Origin of the sequence: Kitasatospora sp. NPDC058170 (assembly GCF_042883905.1) — a bacterium.
In the GTDB taxonomy this organism is placed as follows: domain Bacteria; phylum Actinomycetota; class Actinomycetes; order Streptomycetales; family Streptomycetaceae; genus Kitasatospora.
The window spans coordinates 47,156-68,802 of sequence record NZ_JBHVUV010000041.1 but is presented as its reverse complement, the minus strand read 5'-3'; the positions used below and the strand labels follow the sequence as shown (position 1 = coordinate 68,802).

The following is a 21,647-nucleotide window of genomic DNA, read 5'->3' as shown; positions in this document are numbered from 1 at the left end:
CGCCGGCCCCGGTCGTCCCGCCGCCGCCCGCGCCCGAGGCGCCGCAGCCGCCCGCCCCGCAGCCGCCGGCGCCCACCGCCGCGGCCCCGAAGCCGCCCGCGACCACCAAGGCGCCCCAGCCCAAGGCCACCACCGCGAAGCCGCCGGCGGACCCGGAGCCCGAGCCCGCGCCCAAGGAGACCGTCGCGGCCGCGGGGGACTGCGAGATCCGCTCCAACGCCGGCAACTGCTACAAGGCCGGCCAGTTCTGCCGCAACGACGACCTCGGCAGGAGCACCCACGAGGCCGGCGGCCGGGTCATCTACTGCCGCATGGTCAGCGGCAAGCCGCACTGGCAGGCCTGATCCTGTTGACGGGGGTGTCCGGGGTGTCCCCCGGGCGCCCCTCGGCGCTACACCGGCCGCTTCGGCGTCGGCCGGTCCACCGCGGGCCGGTCCACCGCGGGCCGGTCCACCGTCGGCCGGTCTGCCGTGGGTTGGTCTGCCGTGGGTTGGTCTGCCGTGGGTTGGTCCACCGTCAGCCGCCGATGATGGCCAGGCCGAGCACCACCACGGCGGAGATGCTGATCTTGCCCGGGGCGAGGGCGGCCTCACCGCCGCCACCGCCGCCGGCGTGAAGGCGGAAGCCCGCCGGAAGCTCGTTGGGGTTCACGTCCGTGATGTGCACCACCGGACCGAGCCGCACCCCGGCCGCCTGCGCGTACTGCTCGGCCTTCTCCCGCGCGGCGGCCACGGCCTCCCGGCGCGCCTGCGCCTGCAGCTCCGCCTTGGCGCTGACGTCGAACTCGACCCCGTCCACCTGGTTGGCCCCGGCCTCCACGGCATCGATCAACAGCAGCTCCAGGCTGTCGAGTTCACGCAGCTCGATGACGAAGGACGCGGTGCACTCGTACCCGAGGAAGTGCCGCTCGCCACCGGCGAAGCTCCACGAGGACTGCAGGTTCAGCCGCGACGCCGACACCGCCGCGTCCGGCACCCGGTGCCGCCGAAGCGCCTCCCGCACCCGGTTGACGGCCCCCCGCGCCACCTCGAAGGCCTCGCCCGGCTTCAGCCGCGTCTCCCGGATCGCCAGCCGCAGATGGGCGATGTCGGGCGTGGCGTCCACGGAGGCGGAACCGGACAGGGATACGCCCCAGGGCGTGGCGATGGGCTGAGTATCGAACATGAGCCCATCAAATCAGTCGGCGGGCAGGCCGGAGAGGGTTTGCCGGAACAGGTGCCCGTAGGCCTGTCCGCACCCGGCGGGTCGGCCGGATCCGCCCCGCGGCACGCGAGTTGTCGGGCCGGTGCCCTACCGTGATGACCCATCGGGAGGGGCCGCCGAGGCGGCGCGGGAAGGGCAGGGCACGCGGTGGGGACGGGCGAGCAGAACACCGGCATCGAGGCGTCGGGCAGCGCCGAGGGGTCGGGCAGGAGCAAGATGTCGGCCAGGGTCGAGGCGTCGGGCAGCAGGGCGGTGGCCCTTGGCGGCAGCGCCACGACGGTGGTGACCGGCAACGGCAACCTGGTCATCGAGAAGGCCTACCTCGGCGCGGCACCCGAGCGCTCCCGGGAGTCGGACGCCGCCGCGGTCGACGCCTACCGCCAGCGGGTCCGCGAGTCCTACGCACGCCTCGACCTCGAAGTGCTCACCCCGCTCTCGGAACAGGGCGAGCACCCCGTCGTGGAACTCCGCGAGGTCTTCGTCGCCCCGCGCGTCCGCGCCGACCCGCCGCCCGTCGAACTGCCCCGCGAACTCCTCCAGCGCCTCCTGGCCACCGGAGAGGTCCTCGCCGACCGCGACCTCCCGCCCGGCGTCACCCCGGAGACGGTCCAACACCTGCGCGACACCCACCGCCGACGCCCCGCCGAGGCCGTCCTCGACGTCCTGGCCGGCCCCCGCGGCGCCCGCGCCGTCCTCCTCGGCGACCCGGGCGCCGGAAAGTCCACCCTCGCCCGCTACCTCGCCCTGAGCCTCAGCCTGCCCGGCTGCGCCACCGGCTCCCTCGCCGCACTCGCCGGCCGCCTCCCGCTCGTCGTCGAACTGCGCCAGTACGCCGAGGCCCAGTGGCGCGAGCGCACCTTCGAGGACTTCCTCGACCACCTGCACGCCACCAAGGGCATGTCCGTCCCCGCCCCCGTCCTGCGGCACCTGCTGCGCACCGGAGCGGCGGTCGTCGTCTTCGACGGCCTGGACGAGCTCTTCGACCCCAGGATCCGCACCGAGGCCGCCCAGCGGATAGCCGCCTTCGCCGCCCGCTGGGACCAGGCCCGGGTGGTCGTGACCTCGCGGGTCATCGGCTACCAGCGCGGCGTGCTGGACGGCGCCGGGTTCGCCCACTACATGCTGGAGGACCTCGACGAGGAGCAGATCCGCACCTTCGCCCGCTCCTGGTACCGGGTCGCCTGCCCGACCGACCCCGAGCAGGCCGAGCAACTGGTACGGAGGGTCACGGACGCCGTCGCCGCCTCCCGGCCGGTCCGCGAACTGGCGGGCAACCCGCTGCTGTTGACGATCCTCGCCATCATCGGCCGCCGCCAGACCCTGCCCCGGGACCGGCAGGGGGTCTACGAGCACGCGGTGAAGGTCCTGGTCGCGCACTGGGACCGGGACATCAAGCACCTCAAGGCCGACCTGCCGCCGGCGGTCGACGAGGCCCTGGAGATGCTGGAGCCGAAGGAGCGCCTCGAACTGCTGCGCCTGCTCGCCCGGCGGATGCAGGAGGGCCACGGCGGCATCGCGGGAAACCACATCCACGCCGACGAGTTGGAGGAGGTCGTCCGCGACTACCTGCTCCAGTTCGGCCATGCGGAGAAGGACGCCCGGATGGCCGCCCGCGCGATGCGCGAGCAGCTCAGGACGCGCAACTTCATCCTCGCGCGGTACGGGGGCGAGGTGTACGGCTTCGTCCACCGGGCCTTCCTGGAGTACCTGGCGGCGGCGGACATCGCGCACCGGTACAAGGAGGAGCGGGAGTGGACGCCGGAGGAGCTGATCGAGGAGGTCGTGGCGGCGCGGGTCGGTGACCCGGCGTGGCACGAGGTCCTGCTGCTGTTGGTGGGCCAGTTGAGCGAGCGGGACGCGGCCCGGGTGATCGACCGACTGCTCGCCATCCATGCGGCCGAGGCGCGGGACCCGGACGTGCTGGTCCTCGCGATCCGCGCGCTGGCCGAGGTGCGCAAGATCGGGCTGTTGGGCGTGCAGAGCGATGCCGTGGTGGATGCCATGATCGCGCTTCCCTCCGGCTCGTCCGGCCCGTTGCTGGCCGATGCCCAGCTGGCGCTGTCGAGTTTCGGCAGTGCCTGGAGCGGGCGTCGGCGATACCTGCGCTGGTTCCACCTGCTCGGCTGGTCGCGGTCGGGGACCGCTGCGGTGGAGATCTCCTGCATGATGCACAGCTCCTACGCGGCGCTCCGAGCACTCGCGACACACCACGACAACGAGACGGTTCGGTCCGCGGCGCTGGGGAGCCTCGGCCGGCACTTCGCCGAGAATGCGGACACCTTTCGGCTTCTGCAGGAGCGTGTGGTGCAGGATCCCGCCCCGGAGGTGCGTTCGGCGGTGCTGCGGGTTCTGGGCAGAGGTGGCTGGCGCGGCCGGGCCGGGGCGATGCAGGTGGTGATGGAGCGTGCGGTCGAGGACCCGGCCGCCGGGCCGCGATCCGTCGCCCTGAGTGCTCTGCGCGGGTGGAAGGTGTGCGACAACGTTCTCCGGTTCATGAGGGAACGCGCGGTCGAGGATGTCGCCCCGGGGCCGCGCGCGGCCGTTCTGGAGGTTCTGGGGAGCGGCCAGTGGGAGGGGCGGGAGGATGTGTCGGCCTTCCTGAGGGAACGCGCGGTCTCGGATCCGGCTCCGGGGCCACGAGTGGCCGCCCTGACGGCTCTGCGCGGGTGGTCGGGACAGGAGGAGGTGGTCCGCTTCCTGCTGGCGCGCGCGGTGGACGACTCCGCACCCGGAGTGCGGACCGCGGCTCTCGCAGCCCTGTACGAGCGGCGCGAACGGCAGGACGTCGTGGCGTTCGTGATGGAGCGTGCACGCCATGACCCCGATCCGGCGGCGCGGTCCCGCATCCTGCGAAGGTGGGTGACGAGCGCGGACCTCGTCGACACGGTGATCGATTCCGCGCGTCGCGATGCGGCGGCCGAGGTGCGCTTCGACGCCGTGCTTGCGCTGCACCAGCTGTCATACCGGGACGACGTGGCCGCGCTGTTGCGCGACATCGCCACCAACCAGTCCGACCCGCTGATACGCGATGCGGCTGTCTTCGGCTTCTACAACAGGGCGCGTCGGGCGGATGGCGACGCGCTGGCCTTCCTCCTGGCGCGCGCGGTCGAGGATCCGGCGCCCGAACCGCGAATCGCCGCGCTGCATGTCCTCGGGGAGTTCCCCCAGGGCCCGGCGCGAGAGGAGGTACTCGCCTTGATCTCGACACGTGCGGTCGAGGATGTCAGCGGGGAGGTGCGGTCGGCCGCTCTTGACGTCCTGCGTGCGTCGGCCGAGCGCGAGGAGGTCGTTCGCGTCCTGGTGCAGTGCGCGGTGGGCGACCCTGAGCCCGAGGCGCGCTACGCGGCGATCCTGGCCTTCACCGAATACCGGTCCGGTGCGCGGGACGATGTCGTCGCCGTCCTGCTCGACCGCGCCCGCCATGACCCTGATCCCGCCAACCGGCTGGCGGCCTTTCAGCGGTGGGCGCACCTCGCCGCCGGTGACGACGGGGCGGAGATCCGCCTGTGGGCGACATCAAGCCCCGATCCCGAGGTCCGCGCCGACGCCGTTCGGATGCTCGCCTGGCAGTGGCCGGGCGACCAGGCGGCGGTGGCGACCCTCCGGGGCCTGGCCGGGCAGGACGAGCACCCCGACGTCCGCGCCGCCGCCGCCCGGGCGCTCGTGGTCGTCGACGCCCTGACGCAGGAGTGAGGACCGTCCCCGGCTCGGCGGACGCTCAGTCGACGCAGAACTCGTTGCCCTCGACGTCCTGCATCACGATGCACGAGTCGTGGCCGTCGTACAGCAGCCGCACGCGCACCGCGCCGACCGTGAGCAGTCGGGCGCACTCGGCTTCGAGCGCGGCGAGGCGCTCCTCACCCACGAGTCCGGTGCCGACCCGCACGTCGAGGTGCAGCCGGTTCTTGACGACCTTGCCCTCGGGGACGCGCTGGAAGAACAGCCGCGGGCCCACACCCGAGGGGTCGCTGCAGGCGGCCCAGGAGCCCCGGTCCTCAGCGGGCCGGGACTGCTCGTAGTCGTCCCACGTGGCGAACCCCTTCGGCGGCGACGACACGTACCCCAGCACCTCACACCAGAAGCGGGCGACGCGCGCGGGTTCGGCGCAGTCGAAGGTGACCTGGAACTCCTTGATCGATGGCATGGGCGCACGATAACAGGGGACTCCGCCGCTCATCTCCCGGTGGGGACCGGCAGGTCGGCGCCCAGGTGCGTGGGCGCGAACATCCGCAACAGGGCCGGGAGGACGACCACCTGCGGACCGGGTGCGGCCAGGGCGGCCGCCAGGTCCCGTTCGAGGCCGTCCGGGGTGGTGGCCGTCGCGGGGACGCCGAAGGACTCGGTGAGGCGGACGAAGTCGGGGCGGGTGAGCTCGGTGGCCGCGGGCTCGCCGAAGGTGTCCGTCATGTACTCCCGCAGGATCCCGTAGCCGCCGTCGTCCACGATCAACCAGGTGACGTTGAGGTCGAGTTGGCGGGCGGTGGCGAGTTCGGCGATCGAGTACATCGCGCCGCCGTCGCCGGAGACGGCGAGCACCGGGCGCCCGTCGGCGGCCACGGCGGCGCCGAGTGCGGCCGGGTAGCCGTAGCCGAGGCCGCCGGCGCCCTGGGCGGAGTGCATGGCGCCGGGATGGCGGGCGTCGAACGCGGACCAGGCCCAGTAGCCGAGGATGGTCATGTCGAAGAAGACCGGTGCGTCGTCCGGCAGCGCCCGCCGGACGGCGGCGAGCAGGTGCTGCTCCAACTCCAGCCCCTGGCCGTCGATCCGGGCCCGGACCCGCTTCAGCAGCCCGGCCGCCAGGGCCTCCGCCCGACCGTCGGCGGGGGCGGCCGGGACGGCGTCGGCGAGGGCGGCGAGCGCGAGCCGGGCGTCGGCGTGGATGCCGAGGGCGGGGTGGTTGGACTCCAGCTTGCCGTGGTCGGCCTCGACCTGCACGATCCGGCCGCGCGGCGCCAGGGTGTGGTAGTTGCTGGAGAGTTCGCCGAGTCCGGAGCCGACGACCAGGAGGACGTCGGCGTCCTCCAGCAGGTCGGTGGTGTGGCGGTCCTCCAGCCAGGACTGCAGGGAGAGCGGGTGCTCCCACGGGAACGCCCCCTTCGCCCCGAAGGTGCAGGCCACCGGGGCTCGCAACAGCTCGGCCAGGCGCAGCAGTTCGCCGCTCGCGCCGGACCGGACGACGCCCCCGCCGGCCAGGATCACCGGCCGCTCGGCTCCGGCGAGCAGGGCGGCGGCCCCGGCGACGAGTTCGGGCCGGGGTGCGGGTGGGCGCGGTTCGGCGCGCAGGCCGGTGACCGGGGGAACGGTGGTGGGGGCGAGCAGGACGTCCTGCGGGATCTCCACCCAGACCGGGCCGTAGGGCGCCGTGAGCGCCGACTCCCAGGCGGCGGCGAGCGCGGAGGGGATCTGCGAGGCGGTCCGCGCGGTGTGCACGGACTTCACCACGTCGCGGAAGCTGGCCTGCTGGTCGACGAGTTCGTGCAGGTAGCCGCGCCGGCGGCCGCCGAGGCCCGCCGAGGGGATCTGGCTGGACACGGCGAGGACGGGGACGGAGGCGGCGGCCGCCTCCTGGAGCGCGGCCAGCGAGGTGAGCGCGCCGGGGCCGGTGGAGAGGAAGAGCGGGGCGACGGCCCCGGCGGTACGGGCGTAACCGTCGGCGGCGAAGCCGGCGTTGTTCTCGACCCGCAGGCCGACGTAGCGCAGGTCGGAGCGGCGCAGTGCGTCGAACAGGCCGAGCGCGTGCTGGCCTGGCAGCCCGAAGACGTGGCGCGCACCGAGGATGGTGAGGGATTCGACGACCAGGTCGCCGCCGTTGCGGGACTGGTTCACGCCGTCACCCCGCGGGCGTCGGTGATCTGACGGGTCATCAGCGTCGTCAGCTCGTACGCGGTGTGCGAGGCGGCGACGGCGGTGATCTCGGCGTGGTCGTACGCGGGGGCGACCTCGACGACGTCGGCGGAGACCAGGTGGCAGCCGGCCAGTCCGCGCAGGATCTCCAGCAGTTCGCGCGAGGTGAGGCCGCCGGCCTCGGGGGTGCCGGTGCCGGGCGCGTGCGCGGGGTCGAGTACGTCGATGTCGACGGAGATGTACAGCGGCCGGTCGCCGATCCGCTCGCGCAGCTGCTGGGCGACCTCGTCGACGCCCCGGCGCATCACGTCGGCGGAGGTGACGATGCCGAAGCCGAGCCGCTCGTCCTCGGTGAGGTCCTGTCGGCCGTAGAGCGGGCCGCGGGTGCCGACGTGGGAGAGCGCCTCGGTGTCGAGCAGGCCCTCTTCGACGGCCCGGCGGAACGGGGTGCCGTGGGTGTACTCGGCGCCGAAGTAGGTGTCCCAGGTGTCGAGGTGGGCGTCGAAGTGCAGCAGGGCGACGGGGCCGTGCCTGCGGGCGACGGCGCGCAGCAGCGGCAGGGCGACGGTGTGGTCGCCGCCGAGGGTCATCAGCCGGGCGCCGGTGTCCAGCAGCTCCCCGGCGGCGGCCTCGACCGTCTCCACGGCCTGGTGGATGTCGAAGGGGTTGGCGGCGATGTCCCCGGCGTCGGCGACCTGGGCGAGGGCGAACGGGGAGGCGTCCTGGGCGGGGTTGTAGGGGCGCAGCAGCCGACTGGCCTCGCGGACGGCGTTGCCGCCGAACCGGGCGCCGGGGCGGTAGGAGACGCCGCTGTCGAAGGGGACGCCGACCACGGCGACGTCGGCGCGGGGGACTTGGTCGATCCGGGGCAGCCGGGCGAAGGTGGCGGGCCCGGCGTAGCGCGGGATGCGGGAGGAGTCGGTCGGTCCGACGGGGGTGGGGCTGGTCATCGAGACTCCTGGCGAGGCGGGCGGTCGGTGTGTTCGAAAGCGGTGTGCTCGGCGTGGCCGGCCCGGACCGGGGCGGCCCGGACCGGCTGGGGTCCGGGCCGGCCGAGGTCCGTCACGCCCGGAGCGCGGCGGTGGCGGGCTCCGGGCGTGACGGCGCCTCGGGGAGTCCGGCGAGCCGGCCGCGCCACCGCTCCAGCACCCCGGCGTCGGTGGGCCGGGTGGCGAGGCTGACCGCCAGGTAGGCGCAGAGGCTGACCGTGAGGCCGTAGTAGATCGGCTCGTTGGCCAGCACGCCCCGGGTGGCCATCAGGGCGATCACGGTCGCGCCGCCCGTGACCATCGCGGCGAGCGCCCCCTGCAGGTTGCCGCGCCGCCAGACCAGCCCGCCGAGGATCGGCACCAGCAGGCCGCCGACCAGCAGGTTGTAGGCGACGGTCAGGGCCGATATCACGTCGTCCAGCGCGCAGGCGACCCCGATCGACACCCCGCCGAGCAGCACGATCGCGATCCGGTTCGAGCGCACCTCGTCATGGTCGCCGCCCGCGGCGCCGCCGGCCGGGAGCGCCGCGCCGCGGCCGCCGAGGGTGCGCAGCCGGGCCCAGATGTCGTTGTTGGCGACGGTCGCCGAGGCGATCAGCGCCCCGCTCGCGGTGGACATCATCGCGGACAGCGCCGCCGCCAGCACCAGCCCCCGGACCCCGGCCGGCAGCGCGCTCTTCACGATCGTCGCGAACGCGCCGTCCGCGCCGGCCAGGTGCGGGTACAGCGCCTTGGTGGCCATGCCGATCAGGGCGCCGGCGAGCGCGTACACCAGGCAGTAGAGGCCGGCCACCGTGCCGCCGTACGAGGCGACCCGGTCGGTGCGGGCGGTGAACACCCGCTGCCAGATGTCCTGGCCGATCAGCATGCCGAAGGTGTAGATCAGCACATAGGTGAAGATGGTCTCGGCGCCGATCGACCCGAACGAGAAGTACCCGGAGGGGAGTTCGGCCTTCAACCGGGCGAGGCCGCCGGCCTTCGCCAGGGCGATCGGCAGCAGCAGGAACAGCACGCCGATGCTCTTCACCACGAACTGCACCATGTCGGTGAGCGTGATCGACCACATCCCGCCGAGCGCCGAGTAGCCGACCACGATCGTCCCGCCGATCACCACGGCGGCCCAGCGCGGCACGTCGAACAGCACGTCGAAGACGCTGGCGTAGGCGATCGTCGAGGTCACCGCGAGCATCAGGGTGTAGACCCACATCACCACGCCCGAGATGAGGCTCGCCGCGCCGCCGTAGCGCAGCGACAGCATCTCGGCGACGGTGTACACGCGCAGCCGGGCGATCCGGGCCGAGAAGAGGATGCTCAGCGCCAGCAGCCCGAGCCCGATCGCGAACACCATCCAGGCGCCGGACAGCCCGTAGGTGTAGCCGAGCCGCACCCCGCCGATGGTGGAGGCGCCGCCCAGGACGACGGCGGCCATCGTGCCGGTGTACATCAGGGGTCCGAGCCGGCGGCCGGCGACCAGGAAGTCGGCCTTGGAGGAGGCACGTCTCCTGCCCCACCAGCCGACTCCGACGATGCCGAGCAGGTATCCGATCATCACCACGTAGTCGACGGTCATGGGTCCTCCGATCCGGCCCGGCCCGCGCTGTGGGAGCGGGCACGGGCCAGGCGCTTGTGGGTGGGGGTACCGGCCGGGGCCGGAGAAGCGGGGCGGAGCGAGGGCGGAGCCAGTGGCGGAGCGAGGGGCCGAACACGCGGGGCCGGTGACGCGGGGCTGTCGACGCGGGGCTGTCGACGCGGGGCGGAGGGGACAGGAAGGGAAGCGGAGACGGGGGCGACCCCGGGGGTGGAACGAAACTAAACCGGGCCGCCGAGGCGCAGAAGTGCTGGTTTCGTCCAATATCGTGAGGGTCAGTGTGCAAAACCACTCCCGGAGGACCGGACGTGCCGACCACCCCGAGCCATGCCCCCGCCCCCGGCACCCCCACCGTGCCGCTGGCCGACCTGCTCGCCGACCGCGCCCTCGGCCTGTGCCAGGTCGCCGGCCCGGTGGACGGCCGCCTGATCGGCACCGTCGGCACCTCCGAGATGGAGGTCCCCGGCCCCTACCTGCTCGGCGGTGAACTGCTGCTCACCGCCGGGGTCCGCCTCCCCGCCGACGCCGAGGGCGTCGACGCCTACGTGCGCAGCGCGGTCGGCGCCGGCGCGGCCGCGCTCGGCTTCGGCGTCGCCCCCGTCCACGCCGAGGTGCCGCCCGAGCTGGTCGCCGCCTGCGAGCGGCACCGCCTGCCGCTGCTGCGGGTCCCGGTCGAGACGCCGTTCGTCGCGGTCGGCCAGGCCGCCTACGCGGCGATGGCCGAGGCCGCCAACCGGGGCCTGCGGCAGATCTCCGAGGCGCAGTCCGCGCTCGCCTCCGCCGCCGCCCGCCCGGACGCGCTGCGCGCCGTGCTCCACCAGCTCGCCGTCCACCTCGGGGCGTGGACGGTCCTCCTCGACGCCCGGGGCGGCGAGTTGTTCAGCGCCGGACCGAGGCCCGCCGAACCCGTCCTGGCCGAGCTGCGCGCCCTCGCCGCCCGCACCACCGGCCGGGCCCGCTCCGCCGACGGCCGCGGCCGGTCCACCGACGGTCGGGCCCGCTCCACCGACGGTCGCGGCCGGCCGAGCGGTCGCGCCCAGCCGCCCAGCGCGGCGGCCCAGCACCACGCCGGCGGACACCTCACCGTGCGCACCCTGCCGGGTTCGGACGGCGGCGGCGGGCCGCTCGCCCTGGCCACCGCCGCGACCGAGCCGCCGACCGCCGTCCACCGCTCGGTGGCCGGTGTCGCCGTCGTCCTGCTGTCGCTGCTCACCAGCCCCCGCCACGCGCTGGGCGCGGACGCGCGCAGCGCCGGCGCGCTGGTCCGGCTGCTGCTCGGCGCCGACCCGGCGGAGGTGGCCCCGACCCTGCTGCCCGACGACGCACCGCCCGGGGGCCACTGGGTCGTGGTGCACGGCCGCCTCACCGGCGCGGCCCGCCCCGGCGGCGACGCCGTGCAACTCGCCGCCCTGGGCACCGCGCTCGGCACCCCGTACCTGGACCTGGACGGCACCCGGCTGCGGGCCCTGCTCCCGGGCCGCCACCCGGCGGAGCCGGCCGCCGACCCCGAACCGGCCGCCCGGCTCGGCTGGACCCTCGGCTTCAGCGCGCCCGCCCCCGGCGAGGACCTGCGCACCGCCGACCTCCAGGCCGAACGCGCCCTGCGCCGGGCCCTGGCCACCGGTGAACCCGCCGTCCGCCACCGGGAGGCGGGGGAGCGGAGCGTCCACGCACTGGTCGCCCCCGAGGACGCGGCGGCACTGGCCCGGGCCCGGTTCGCCCCGCTGGCCGCGGCCGGTGCGCCGGGCCCCGACGTCCTGCTCGAAACCCTGCGCACCTGGCTGTCCCTGCACGGCAGTTGGGACCGGACGGCCGCCGCGCTCCAGCTCCACCGCAACACCGTGCGCCAACGCGTCGCCCGGGTCGGAGAGTTGCTGGGCGTGGACCTGCAGGACGCGGAGCTGCGGATGGAGCTCTGGTTCGCCCTGCACTGGCTGCGGCCGGGCCCGGACCGCGCCGGGTGAGCCGTCTGGATGGCTCTGCCGTGACGCCCCGGCCGATTCGCCCGGTTTATGGCGAACAGGGCAGGTTCGGCTCCCTATCCTGCGACGGAACCGCCGGGCCCGACCCGGCCTCCGACTCCCCGACAGGTGGGCGTATGAGAGTGCAGACCGGCCGATGGCGCGTCCTGAGCGGCGCCGTCCTCCTGGCCCTGAGCAGTACCGCCACCGCCACGACGGCCGCCGCCTCCGACGGCCACGACGGCGGCCTCGACCCCCGGATCACCGCGATCATGGCGAAGCCCGCCTACCAGCACGCCCAGTGGGGCCTGCTGGAGACGGACCCGGCGACCGGCCGGGTGATCCACGAGATGTCGCCCGACCAGTTCTTCATCCCGGGCTCGGTCACCAAGCTGTTCAGCGTCTCGGCCCCCTGGCACGTCCTCGGCCCGGACCACCGCTTCACCACCCCGGTCCACGCCCTCGGCGCCCGCGACGGCTCCGCCCTCGACGGGGACCTCGCCCTGGTCGCCCAGGGCGACCTCACCATGGGCGGACGGACCACACCCGACGGCGGGGTCGCCTTCACCAACATCGACCACACCTACGCCAACGACGTGCCCGGCGCCACCCTCACCCCCGAGGACCCGCTCGCCGGGCTCGACCTGATCGCCCACCAGGTCCGGGACTCCGGCATCACCGAGGTCCGCGGCGACGTCGTCGTCGACGACCGGCTCTTCACCGCCGGGCCCAACCTCGACCCGCACCCCACCCCGCTGATCATCAACGACAACGTCATCGACCTGCTGACCACCGCCACCACGGCCGGCTCCCCGGCCCAGCTGAGCTGGCGCCCCCAGGTCGCCCCCTACCAGGTCACCTCCACCGTCCGGACCGTCCCGGCCGGCGGCACGACCGACATCCAGGTCACCGCCTCACCCGACGGCACCCGGATCAGCCTCTCCGGCACCATCGCCGAGGGCGCCCAGCCCGTCCTGCGGATCTCCACCGTCCAGGACCCGTCCGCCTTCGGCCGCACCGCCCTGATCGAGGCCCTCGCCCGCGCCGGGGTCACCGTCACCGCCCCGCCGACCGGCCCCAACCACCCCGACGGCCTGCCGGGCGACTACCCCGACGGCAGCCGGGTCGCCGCCTACGTCTCCCCGCCCTACGCCGACTACGCGAAGCTGATCCTCAAGGTCAGCCACAACCTGGGCGCCAACCTCGGGATCTGCCTGCTCGCCGTCACCACCGGCGGCCACGACTGCGACGACGGCTTCCCGGTGCTGCGGGACTTCCTGGCACAGGCCGGCGTCGAGCCGACCCAGGTCCAGCTGCTCGACGGGCGCGGCGGCGACCCCGTCGACCGGGTCACCCCGCGCGCGGTGAACCAGATCCTCGCCTACTGGCTGCGCACCCCGGACGCCGAGCGCTTCCGCACCTCGCTGCCGATCCTCGGCGTCGACGGCAGCCTCGCGGACAGCTGCCCCGGCGACTGCCCGGCGCGCGGCAAGGTCTTCGCCAAGCCCGGCACGGTGGCCGGCTTCGACGCCGTCAACCAGCGGATCGCGGTGGGCGCGCAGACCCTCGGAGGCTACCTGGAGACGGCCGACGGCTGCCTGCACACCTTCTTCGTCGGGGCCAACGGCGCGTCCGCCCCTGACATCGAGGGCGTCATCGACACCATCACCGACGTGGCGGGCATCGCGGCGATCCTCCAGGAGACCGCGCACTGACCGATCGGGCGGGCCGGGCGGTGTGACCGCTTGACGGTGATGCCCGGCCTGCTGCCTCCGGCCCGCTGCCTTCCGGCCCGGCGCCTCCGGCCCGCTGCCTTCCGGCCCCGGCGCCTTCCGGCCCGCTGTTCCCGGGCCGTCGGCCGGGGGCGGCGGGCCGCGGGGTGCCCGGGGTGTTCGTGCTCGTCAGGGCTGGCGCAGACCGCCGCCGATCAGCCAAGATCGACCGAAGAGGCCCCCGGCCTCGGGGTTCGGCCGTGTACCGGGGATGATGGGCGCCGGGTGAAGGCCCGTCAGGGCCCTGCTGCGGCACGGGCGAGGAGCCCGGAGCCCGCTGGCAGGCTGTGCGGCTGTGACGACCCGCGGGGGCGGGTATGACAAGGGGGCGGGCATGAGTGGTCGCGGGAGCGTGCTCGGCGGGCGCTACACGCTGACCGAGCGGATCGGCGGCGGGGGCATGGGGGCCGTCTGGCGCGCCGACGACGCGGTGCTGGCGCGGCAGGTCGCGGTCAAGATCCTGCATCCCGGACTGGCGGGGGACGGCACCTTCGCCCGGCGGTTCCGGCGCGAGGCGCAGCTGCTCGCGGCCCTCAAGCACCCCGGGATCGTGGACGTCCACGACTACGGCGAGAGCGAGGGCGACTCCGAGGAGCAGGTCGCCTACATCGTCATGGAGCTCGTCCAGGGGCGGCCGCTGGACACGGTCCTCACCGAGGACGGCCCGATGCCCGCCGAACGGGCCCTCGGCCTCCTCGCCACCGCGCTGGACGCGCTGCACGCCGCCCACCGGCAGGACATCGTGCACCGCGACCTCAAGCCGTCCAACCTGATGCTCCGCACGGACGGCCGGCTGACGGTGACCGACTTCGGCATCGCGCGCGCCCTGGCGAGCAGCAAGCTCACCGCCTCCCACGCGGTGATCGGCACCGCCCTCTACATGGCGCCCGAACAGGCCGAGGGCAAGGCCACCACCCCGGCCTCCGACCTCTACTCGATCGGTGTCGTCTGCTACGAACTGCTCACCGGCGAACCGCCGTTCAACGGTGAGAGCGTGCTGGAGGTCGCGCTCAAGCATCTCCGCGAGCCCGCGCCCGACCTCCCGGAGACCCTCCCGAAGCCGGTCCGCGACTTCGTCGCCACCGCCCTGGCCAAGAACCCCGAGGAGCGCTTCGCCGACGCCGCGGCGATGGCGGCCGCGGCGCGGGCGGCGATCGGCGAGGACCCGGCGGCCGGGGAGCGGCCCGCCGCCCCTCCGGCAGCGGTGGCTCCCGCGGCTCCCGCCGCTGCGGTGGTGGCCGGGGCCGGCAAGGAGGCGATCCCCGCCCCGGTGCCCGCCGCCGCGCAGACCGTCCCCGGCCGGAGGCGGCGCCGCATCCTGATTCCCGTGATCGTCCCGGTGATCTTCACGGTGGGTGCGGGTACCGCCGTGCTGGTCGAGAAGGTCCCCTTCCGGTCCGAGGCGAAGGCGGTGGATCCGCAGCCGCCCCTGTCCGCTTCGGTGACGGCGGGGACGGGTGCGGGTACGCCGCTGTCCGCCACCCCGTCGGCTGCCACTCCCGCACCCACGCCCACTCCCACGGCCGCACCCACCCCCGCTCCGGGCGGCACGCTCCCCCCGGCGAACCAGTCCCCGGCCCCGGGCGGCGCCGCCGTCCCACCCAGTGCCGGGTCCGCCGCCGGCACCGGCACCGGGACCGGCACCGGGAACCAGCCGGTGAAGCAGACACCCAACCCGGCCGGCGGCGGGGCCGCAGCCGGTGGCGGGGCGGCCGCGGCCGGCGGTGCCGCCGCGAACGGCGGACCAGCGGGCGGAGCGGCGGGCGGGGCGGCAACCCCGGCACCGGCCGCCACCCCGGCCCCACCCGCCGCCTCCCAGGCCCCCGACCCCCAGCCGCAGAACCCCGCCGTGCCCCAGGGCTGCGGCGGCACCAACTGGGGCTACATCGTCAACGTGGGCGACGGCCAGAAGCTCGGCCTCGCCAACAACAACCTGTCCGGAGGCAACGCCGCGGTCGTGGGCGGCGCGACCGCCTACGGCTGGGTCCGCACCCAGCCGAGCAGCTGGTACCACCTGAACCCGTGCAGCCTGAGCTCCCCCGAACTCGTCCAGGAGACCGACGGCAGGGTCGACCTCAGCGGCGGCTTCAGCTTCCTGACGAACTGGACGGTGACCGCCGCCACCACTCCCGGCTCCTACACCCTCCGGGACTACATGGGCCAGTCCTGCCTCACCGACAACGGCACCGGCAACGCGGTCACCATGAAGACCTGCACCCCCGGCAACAAGGCCCAGGAGTGGCGAATGCCGTAGGGCTCCCGTCGCCGGAGGGGGTGGAGTACATGGGGCTTGACCACAGCTACGAGATCTTCCTGCCCGCTCGGAACGTCACCAGGGCTCCCGGCCCCGCTCCAGCTTCGCGGCCAGCAGGTTGGGATCGGTCAGGGTGAAGAACGCCGCACTCGGCACGTACACCGTGTCCCCGCAGATACCGACCGAGGTGGGGTTGGAGAGACCGTCCGCCGCGGTGAGCACGGTGTGCCGGCTGCCGTCCGCGGCGATGAACACGGCCTCGCTGGACGGATTCAGGGCGGCGATCAGCTCGTCGCCGGCGCCGGGGAACGCGAAGTCGTCGAGGCCTGCGAGCCCGGTGGCGCGGGGCTCGACCGGGCCCGCGACGCCGTCCGCGCCGATCGGGACGCGCAGCAGCGTGCCGGTGTCGGTGTTGCCGACCCAGACGGCGCCCGCGTGCAGCTTGAGGCCGTTGGCGCCGAAGGCGGTGACGGGCTTGAGCAGGGCGTCGTCGGACCAGACCGTCGGGGCGCCGCCGCCCACGGGGACGGTCCGAACCAGGCCGAGCGCCGAGTCGGCGGAGTAGAGCAGGCCCGCCCGCTCGTCGAGCGCGAGACCGTTGGGCAGGCTGTTCGCGGGGAAGGCGGAGATCCGCTCGGGCTCGCCGCCGGGGCAGAGCCGCCACACGCCGGTGAGGTCCCCGGTGCCGGTGGCGTAGGCGAAGTAGAGGGTGCCGTCGTGGGCGCGGGCAAGGCCGGAGGCCACGGCCGCACCGATCAGCGGGGTGGCCGCCTGGGCCGGGGCCGGCAGGGTGGCCAGGACGGTGAGCTGCCCGTCGGGGGAGACCCGGCCGACTTGCCGGGCGAAGGACAGGGTGAGGTCCACGGAGCCGTCGGGCTCCACCGCGATGTTCTCGGGCTGGAGCCCCTGGGCCAGGTCGAAGTGGGCGACGATCCGTGGCTGCGAGAGCGGCGGTGCGACGGCGACGGCGGGTGTGGCCGCCAGCAGCGCCAGCGCGAACGAGGCGGCCGAGGCTGCGCCGTACATCCGGGCGGGGCGGAACGGTCGGGGCATGGCGGTACTCCTCTGTGGACGGCGACGGGGTGGTCAGTCGACGCCGCGAGCAGGCATCCCCGTCAGCAGAGCACACCGGACGCGGACACCCCGGCGCCGCCGAACCGTGCCGCCGGGAGGATCCCCCGGTCGGTCCCGCACGCACACCGATGCCCCGGTCCCACCTGCCGGTAGCGCCCCTGCTCCCCGGAGAGCAGTCCTCGACCCCATGGGCATGTTCTCCTCCTTCCGCCGAAGCTTCACGAAGATCGAGGAGCGGGCGTCGTCATCGGTCTCAGGTCCCAGGCCGCAGCGGCGACGCTCGGGAGTTGAGTACAGGTACTCAGGCGAACGGACCCGGGGGTGGGACAGTATCGGCGGCATGTCCAATGATCAGAGCGGTGGGGCGGGCCTCAGAAGGACCCTGGGTGTCGGGGTTCTGGTGGTGGCGCTGGTCCTCGGAGGAGTGTGGTTCAACGACCTCTGGCGGGGCCAGCCGTTCCCCACGGCCGATCCCGTTGCCGTCGCCGGACGGCTGGACGCGCGGACTCAGGCGATCTACGACGGGCTCCAACTGCCGGACGCGCCGCTCAATCCCCGGTGGCCCATGGCCGGGATCGAGGCCTCCATCTACGACTGCCACCCCCGCGGTCTTGCGAACTTCCCCGACACCCTCGCCGACTCCCCGCCGCGCGAGCCCGGTACTGCCGCCGTCCACGAGAGCTGGGCACTCGCCGGCGTGACGCACGCCCAGGCCGCCGACGCGACGGCGCGAGCGCGGCGGACGCTGGAGGCGGCCGGCTGGAAGACCGTCTCGTACAAGGTTTCCGGCGGCGATGTGGCCCTGCGGCTGGAGGCCCCGGGCACGAAGGACAAGGTCGCGGTCCGGGCCGGTGTCGTGCTCTACCCGAACGGCAATCTGGAGGTATTCGCGGCGGCCGAATGCGTCCGCTACCCCAAGAGCGCAGCCGTCGACGACGAGGGCCGACCGGACCTCCCCGACCCGTCGGCGCCGACTCAACTGCGTAGCAGGCCGCCGGCGTCCTCGTGACCGCCACCACTGTCAACACCAAGCGATCGCCGAGCACGCCGGGCCGTTCCGGCGGCGCTGACCAGGTTCAGCGGAATGCGGCGACGTTGCGCGCGGCCCAGTCGGCGAACGGGCGCGGGGCGCGGCCGAGGACCCGCTGGACGTCCGGGCTGACACGCAGCTCGGCCGGGTTCGGGGAGCCGAGGATGGTCAGGGTGTCCTCCGCGAGCTCCGCCGGCATGCTCCGGGCCATGGCGGCCTTGGCCTCGTCGCGGGTGAGCTCGTGGAACCGCACCGGCGAGCCCAGCGCGGCGGCGACGGCCTCCGCCTGCTGACGCGGCGTGATCACCTCCGGGCCGGTCAGCTCGTACACGCCGCCGGTGTGCCGGTCCTCCAGCAGGCAGGCCGCCGCGACCTCGGCGATGTCCGCCGGGTCGATGATCGGCACCCCGACGTCGCCGAAGGGCGCGGCGACGACCCGCCGCGCGCGGATGGACTCGGCCCACCACAGGGCGTTGGAGGCGAAGCCGCCCGGCCGCAGGATGGCCCATTCCAGGCCGGACTCCCGCAGCACGTCCTCGACCGCGCGCATCACGATCCGCGTAGCGCCGAGGGGCCTGGTCGCCACGCCCTGCGTGGAGAGCAGGACGACCCGGCGGACCCCGCTGGTCGCGGCTCGGCCGATGATGTCGGCCGGACTGGCCTCAGCGGCGTGCAGGTCGCCGGACAGCAGCAGGAACAGCGCTTCCGCCCCGGTCAGCGCAGGCTCGAGGCCGGTCGGCTCGGCCAGGTCGGCCGCCAGGTGGCGGACGCCGTCCGGCACCGCTGCCGCATGCCGCGACACGGCCGTCACCTGGTGGCCCGCCTCGGCCAGTGCCCGCGTCAGCGGTCGGCCCACGTTCCCGGTAGCCCCGGTCACCACGATCATGATCAGCTCCTTCGTCAGATGCCCTCTGTGGCCTTGACGTTAGGAGCCTGGGCTAACTATTGGTAAGGACATACCCGGAGGTAAGCTCATCACATGGTGGAAGGTTCGCAGCTCACGCAGGCCGAGGCGGGGGAGCGGTATGAGGTGTTTCACACCGACTGCCCCGCGCGTGGTGTGGTCGACCATGTGACCAGCAGGTGGGGCGTCTGGGTGTTGATCTCCCTGCGGAACAATGACCTCCGGTTCTACGAGCTGCGGGAGAGCATCCGGGGCATCAGCGAGAAGATGCTCGCCCAGACCCTGCGCGCACTGGTCGAGGACGGCCTGGTCTGGCGGAAGGTCGAGCCGACGACGCCTCCCCAGGTCACCTACGGGCTGACCGAGTTCGGTCAGGACGTCGGCGAACCGCTCACGGAGCTGCTCGACCGGGTTACCCGGCGGCTCTCGCGGCGCAGCGCGGGATAGCGTGCTGGTGGTCGGCCACGAAACCGCATCCAGCGTGACCGGGCACCCCCAGCTCGAGGACCTGGTCCGGCCCAACCGGTGGCGCCTGCACGCGGGTGAAGGAGCGGGGCGTGACCGGGCGCGTTCCCGTGCATCAGGACGCGGCCGGGGGATAAGGGGTGGGGAGGCCGGCGATGGCGTCGGCCGATGACCGGCGGGAGCTGCCGTGAGTGCGATCATCGGGACCTGGAATCTGGAGAACTTCTGTCGGCCGCTGCCGGCCGGCAGCGCGCCGGACCCGGTCAAGTGTGCTGCCAAGGACCAGGCGACCTACGACGCCAAGGTCGAGGCCCTGGCCGGTGTCATCGGCGAGATCGGGCCGGACCTGCTCGGGGTGCAGGAGGTGGGCGGCCAGGAGCCGTTGGACGACCTGGTGGCCAAGCTGCCCGGTACCTGGCACACCGCCGTGTCTGACCACCCCGACCCCAGGGGGATCCGCGTCGGCGTCATCAGCCGGTGGCCGATCACGAACGTCCAGCAGCGCGTGGCCTTCCCCGCCCGCCTCCGGCCCATCCAGGTCGACGACGAGGGCGAGCCCATCAAGGAGATGGGCCGCGGCGGGCTGGCCGTGACGGTGGAGCGGAGTCCGGGGCACAGCCTGGACGTGGTGGTGTGCCACCTGAAGTCCAAGCTGCTGACCTTCCCCAACAGCCAGCACAGCACCAACGACGAAGGCCTGCGGGCCCGTTCCGCCGCGTACGCGCTCTTCCGGCGCGCGGCGGAGGCCGTCACGATCCGGGACCTGGCCGACCAGCTGCTCCACGGCGACGGCGCGAACCGCGAGGTCATCGTGATGGGCGACCTCAACGACGGGTGGCAGGCCGCCACGACCCAGATCCTGTACGGCCCGCCCGGCTCCCAGATGGGAACCACCGGCTTCGAGCACCCCGACCAGGGCGATGCCAAGCGCCTGTGGAACCTGGCTCCGAAGATCCTGGAGCAGGGCGGCTTCTCCCGCGTCTTCGAGGGGCAGCGCGAGCTGATCGACCACATCCTGATCAGCCACGCGCTGCTGGCCAAGTTCCAGGATGTCTCCACCCACCTCGACAAGCTGCCCAGCACGACGGAGGCCCACCCGGTCGCGCCGCACAGCAGGCCGTCCGACCACTCGCCCGTGGTGGCGACGTTCAACTTCTAGAGCCGTCCCGGGGATCGGGCCTGTACGCCCAGGTCCGGAACGGGGGCCGGTGGCCGGGGCGACGGGGACGGTGAACCCCCGCCCGGCCACCGGCCGTATCAGGGAGGAGGAGTGCGGAACAGCCGAACCAACCTGCGGGAGTGACCGATGCCGAAGTACCGAGGCACCCACCGGATCACGGTGACCGGTGTGCAGGCCGAGTGGCCGCAACGCGCGGTGGTGACCGTCCGGGGCGGCGGCACCGTCGTGGTGCCGGGGGTCCTGGGAGCCAGCGAGGTGATCGACGCCGAGGACTGGGACCTCGCCGTCGAGCACGAGTACCAGAACACCTGGGGGCCCAGCATCCGCGCTGTCGTGGGGCGGTGGGAGGAGCGCGGTGGTACCCGCAGCCAGGTGGTCCGCTGCACCGACCGCGACCGGCTCGGCAGCCCCGGGGGCCGCAGCCTGGTGCTGCGGATCGACCAGGAGGATCCGCAGCAGCGGGCGGCGGCCCCCGAGTCCGCGTCCGCAGCCAGGTGGTCCGCCACCGAGTCGGCCGCCGGGCAGCAGGAGCCGAGCCGGGGCGGCGGCCGGATCAGCACCTCCGGCGCCGACGCCCCGTCGAGCCGGCCCTCCGGTCCGTCCACCACCTCCGGGGGCTACACCACCGCGTCCGGGAGCTCCGGCACCACGTCCGGCGGCTACAACACCACCTCCGGCGGGTGGTAGACCGCCTGAGCCGGTTCGTCAGCCGTGCGCCGGGCCGGTAGGGGAGTCGGCGGAGTCCTCAGCGGAGTCCTCGGCGGAGTCCCCGACGTCCGCGCCGGGGTGCTGCGAGCCCCTGGCGCCCGGGCCGTCGAGGGCCGTTGAGGGCCGTTGAGGGACAGGCGCCGGCACCCGGCACCGACCCCGGCTCGACCGATCCCCCGGGCCCGGCCTTCAGCCCTCCCGGGGGAGGGCCTCCCGGACCTGTACGAGCAGGGCGCGCTGTTCGTCGACCCAGCCCGCCGCAGGGGTCAGTGCGAGGCGCACCAGGACGCCGGAGGACTCGACGTCGGACACCGTCACCCACACCCCGTCGGGCCCGGTCGGTTCGATCCGCAGCTCCGGACCGTGTTCCCCGTCCAGCCACCGGACCGCCGAGCGTCTGGTGAGTCTGTCCAACGCGGCCTCCCAGTCGTCCAGTTGGCCGGATGTCAGTTCGGCGTGGAACCGCCCCGCGACCACCTCCGTGGTGATCGTGATGTCGCAGGCGATCGTTCCGCGGTCCGTCGGGCGCCTCCCCACCCGTACCGCGACGGTTCGCCCGCCGGAGTCCTGGCGGTCTCCGAGACGTATCAACTCGATGCTCTCCGAAGTCACTTCGGTCACAGCCCTCTCCCCGGGAAGGTGATGCGATCCCTGCCATCCTTGCGCAGGCCGCCC

The 21,647-nt window shown here is 74.1% G+C and carries 16 protein-coding genes and 1 pseudogene; 9 read left to right on the top strand and 8 right to left on the bottom strand.

Annotation, left to right across the window (positions count from 1 at the left end):
* Positions 1 to 344, top strand: a pseudogene (locus ACFVVX_RS34085) (hypothetical protein); the annotation flags it as partial.
* Positions 345 to 516: 172 nt separating this feature from the next.
* Here the strand turns inward: ACFVVX_RS34085 and ACFVVX_RS34080 are convergent.
* Positions 517 to 1,164: an SIMPL domain-containing protein gene (locus ACFVVX_RS34080; protein ID WP_387951453.1), complete on the bottom strand. Its 648-nt coding sequence runs from the start codon at positions 1,162 to 1,164 to the stop codon at positions 517 to 519.
* A 186-nt stretch (positions 1,165 to 1,350) separates the two neighbouring features.
* Between ACFVVX_RS34080 and ACFVVX_RS34075 the strand changes: the two genes are divergently transcribed.
* A complete protein-coding gene (locus ACFVVX_RS34075) occupies positions 1,351 to 4,896 on the top strand; it encodes a HEAT repeat domain-containing protein (protein ID WP_387951451.1) in 3,546 nt (1,181 codons plus the stop codon).
* Positions 4,897 to 4,921: 25 nt separating this feature from the next.
* Here ACFVVX_RS34075 and ACFVVX_RS34070 read toward each other — a convergent pair whose 3' ends face one another.
* From ACFVVX_RS34070 to ACFVVX_RS34055, 4 genes are all read right to left on the bottom strand, one after another.
* Positions 4,922 to 5,347: a VOC family protein gene (locus ACFVVX_RS34070; protein ID WP_387951450.1), complete on the bottom strand. Its 426-nt coding sequence runs from the start codon at positions 5,345 to 5,347 to the stop codon at positions 4,922 to 4,924.
* A gap of 29 nt (positions 5,348 to 5,376) precedes the next feature.
* Positions 5,377 to 7,029, bottom strand: coding sequence for a thiamine pyrophosphate-binding protein (locus ACFVVX_RS34065; protein WP_387951448.1), 1,653 nt, complete (start codon positions 7,027 to 7,029; stop codon positions 5,377 to 5,379).
* A complete protein-coding gene (speB, locus tag ACFVVX_RS34060) occupies positions 7,026 to 7,997 on the bottom strand; it encodes an agmatinase (RefSeq protein WP_387951446.1) in 972 nt (323 codons plus the stop codon). The genes ACFVVX_RS34065 and speB overlap by 4 nt, the downstream gene beginning before the upstream one ends.
* A 112-nt stretch (positions 7,998 to 8,109) precedes the next feature.
* A complete protein-coding gene (locus ACFVVX_RS34055; protein ID WP_387951444.1) occupies positions 8,110 to 9,606 on the bottom strand; it encodes a sodium:solute symporter in 1,497 nt (498 codons plus the stop codon).
* 326 nt (positions 9,607 to 9,932) lie between these two features.
* Between ACFVVX_RS34055 and ACFVVX_RS34050 the strand changes: the two genes are divergently transcribed.
* The 3 genes from ACFVVX_RS34050 (at position 9,933) to ACFVVX_RS34040 (ending at position 15,611) form a co-directional block, all read left to right on the top strand.
* Positions 9,933 to 11,588, top strand: coding sequence for a helix-turn-helix domain-containing protein (locus ACFVVX_RS34050; protein ID WP_387951442.1), 1,656 nt, complete (start codon positions 9,933 to 9,935; stop codon positions 11,586 to 11,588).
* Positions 11,589 to 11,722: 134 nt separating this feature from the next.
* Positions 11,723 to 13,300, top strand: coding sequence for a D-alanyl-D-alanine carboxypeptidase/D-alanyl-D-alanine-endopeptidase (gene dacB / locus ACFVVX_RS34045; protein WP_387951440.1), 1,578 nt, complete (start codon positions 11,723 to 11,725; stop codon positions 13,298 to 13,300).
* Positions 13,301 to 13,691: 391 nt separating this feature from the next.
* Positions 13,692 to 15,611, top strand: a complete 1,920-nt coding sequence (locus ACFVVX_RS34040; RefSeq protein WP_387951438.1) for a protein kinase — start codon at positions 13,692 to 13,694, stop codon at positions 15,609 to 15,611.
* Positions 15,612 to 15,686: 75 nt separating this feature from the next.
* Here the strand turns inward: ACFVVX_RS34040 and ACFVVX_RS34035 are convergent, their stop codons facing one another.
* Positions 15,687 to 16,664 (bottom strand): hypothetical protein, encoded by a 978-nt coding sequence (locus ACFVVX_RS34035; RefSeq protein WP_387951437.1) that lies wholly within the window; start codon positions 16,662 to 16,664, stop codon positions 15,687 to 15,689.
* Between the two features lie 361 nt (positions 16,665 to 17,025).
* Between ACFVVX_RS34035 and ACFVVX_RS34030 the strand changes: the two genes are divergently transcribed.
* On the top strand, positions 17,026 to 17,694 hold the full coding sequence (locus ACFVVX_RS34030) for a hypothetical protein (RefSeq protein ID WP_387951435.1): 669 nt from the start codon (positions 17,026 to 17,028) through the stop codon (positions 17,692 to 17,694).
* Between the two features lie 67 nt (positions 17,695 to 17,761).
* On the opposite strand, the gene ACFVVX_RS34025 is transcribed toward ACFVVX_RS34030, so the two are convergent.
* On the bottom strand, positions 17,762 to 18,601 hold the full coding sequence (locus ACFVVX_RS34025; protein ID WP_387951433.1) for an SDR family oxidoreductase: 840 nt from the start codon (positions 18,599 to 18,601) through the stop codon (positions 17,762 to 17,764).
* A 93-nt stretch (positions 18,602 to 18,694) separates the two neighbouring features.
* On the opposite strand from ACFVVX_RS34025, the gene ACFVVX_RS34020 reads away from it, so the two are divergent.
* From ACFVVX_RS34020 to ACFVVX_RS34010, 3 genes are all read left to right on the top strand, one after another.
* A complete protein-coding gene (locus ACFVVX_RS34020; RefSeq protein WP_387951431.1) occupies positions 18,695 to 19,066 on the top strand; it encodes a winged helix-turn-helix transcriptional regulator in 372 nt (123 codons plus the stop codon).
* Positions 19,067 to 19,271: 205 nt separating this feature from the next.
* A complete protein-coding gene (locus tag ACFVVX_RS34015; protein WP_387951429.1) occupies positions 19,272 to 20,243 on the top strand; it encodes an endonuclease/exonuclease/phosphatase family protein in 972 nt (323 codons plus the stop codon).
* Positions 20,244 to 20,390: 147 nt separating this feature from the next.
* On the top strand, positions 20,391 to 20,951 hold the full coding sequence (locus tag ACFVVX_RS34010) for a hypothetical protein (protein ID WP_387951427.1): 561 nt from the start codon (positions 20,391 to 20,393) through the stop codon (positions 20,949 to 20,951).
* A gap of 210 nt (positions 20,952 to 21,161) precedes the next feature.
* Here ACFVVX_RS34010 and ACFVVX_RS34005 read toward each other — a convergent pair whose 3' ends face one another.
* A complete protein-coding gene (locus tag ACFVVX_RS34005) occupies positions 21,162 to 21,593 on the bottom strand; it encodes a DUF5959 family protein (RefSeq protein WP_387951425.1) in 432 nt (143 codons plus the stop codon).
* Positions 21,594 to 21,647 lie beyond the last annotated feature (54 nt).

Bases quoted from the DNA above. Each gene is read 5' to 3' on its own strand.
- ACFVVX_RS34080 (WP_387951453.1), bottom strand. From the start codon at position 1,164: ATGTTCGATACTCAGCCCATCGCCACGCCCTGGGGCGTATCCCTGTCC.
- ACFVVX_RS34070 (WP_387951450.1), bottom strand. From the start codon at position 5,347: ATGCCATCGATCAAGGAGTTCCAGGTCACCTTCGACTGCGCCGAACCC.
- speB (WP_387951446.1), bottom strand. From the start codon at position 7,997: ATGACCAGCCCCACCCCCGTCGGACCGACCGACTCCTCCCGCATCCCG.
- ACFVVX_RS34055 (WP_387951444.1), bottom strand. From the start codon at position 9,606: ATGACCGTCGACTACGTGGTGATGATCGGATACCTGCTCGGCATCGTC.
- dacB (WP_387951440.1), top strand. From the start codon at position 11,723: ATGAGAGTGCAGACCGGCCGATGGCGCGTCCTGAGCGGCGCCGTCCTC.
- ACFVVX_RS34040 (WP_387951438.1), top strand. From the start codon at position 13,692: ATGAGTGGTCGCGGGAGCGTGCTCGGCGGGCGCTACACGCTGACCGAG.
- ACFVVX_RS34035 (WP_387951437.1), bottom strand. From the start codon at position 16,664: ATGCCCCGACCGTTCCGCCCCGCCCGGATGTACGGCGCAGCCTCGGCC.
- ACFVVX_RS34030 (WP_387951435.1), top strand. From the start codon at position 17,026: ATGTCCAATGATCAGAGCGGTGGGGCGGGCCTCAGAAGGACCCTGGGT.
- ACFVVX_RS34025 (WP_387951433.1), bottom strand. From the start codon at position 18,601: ATGATCGTGGTGACCGGGGCTACCGGGAACGTGGGCCGACCGCTGACG.
- ACFVVX_RS34020 (WP_387951431.1), top strand. From the start codon at position 18,695: ATGGTGGAAGGTTCGCAGCTCACGCAGGCCGAGGCGGGGGAGCGGTAT.
- ACFVVX_RS34010 (WP_387951427.1), top strand. From the start codon at position 20,391: ATGCCGAAGTACCGAGGCACCCACCGGATCACGGTGACCGGTGTGCAG.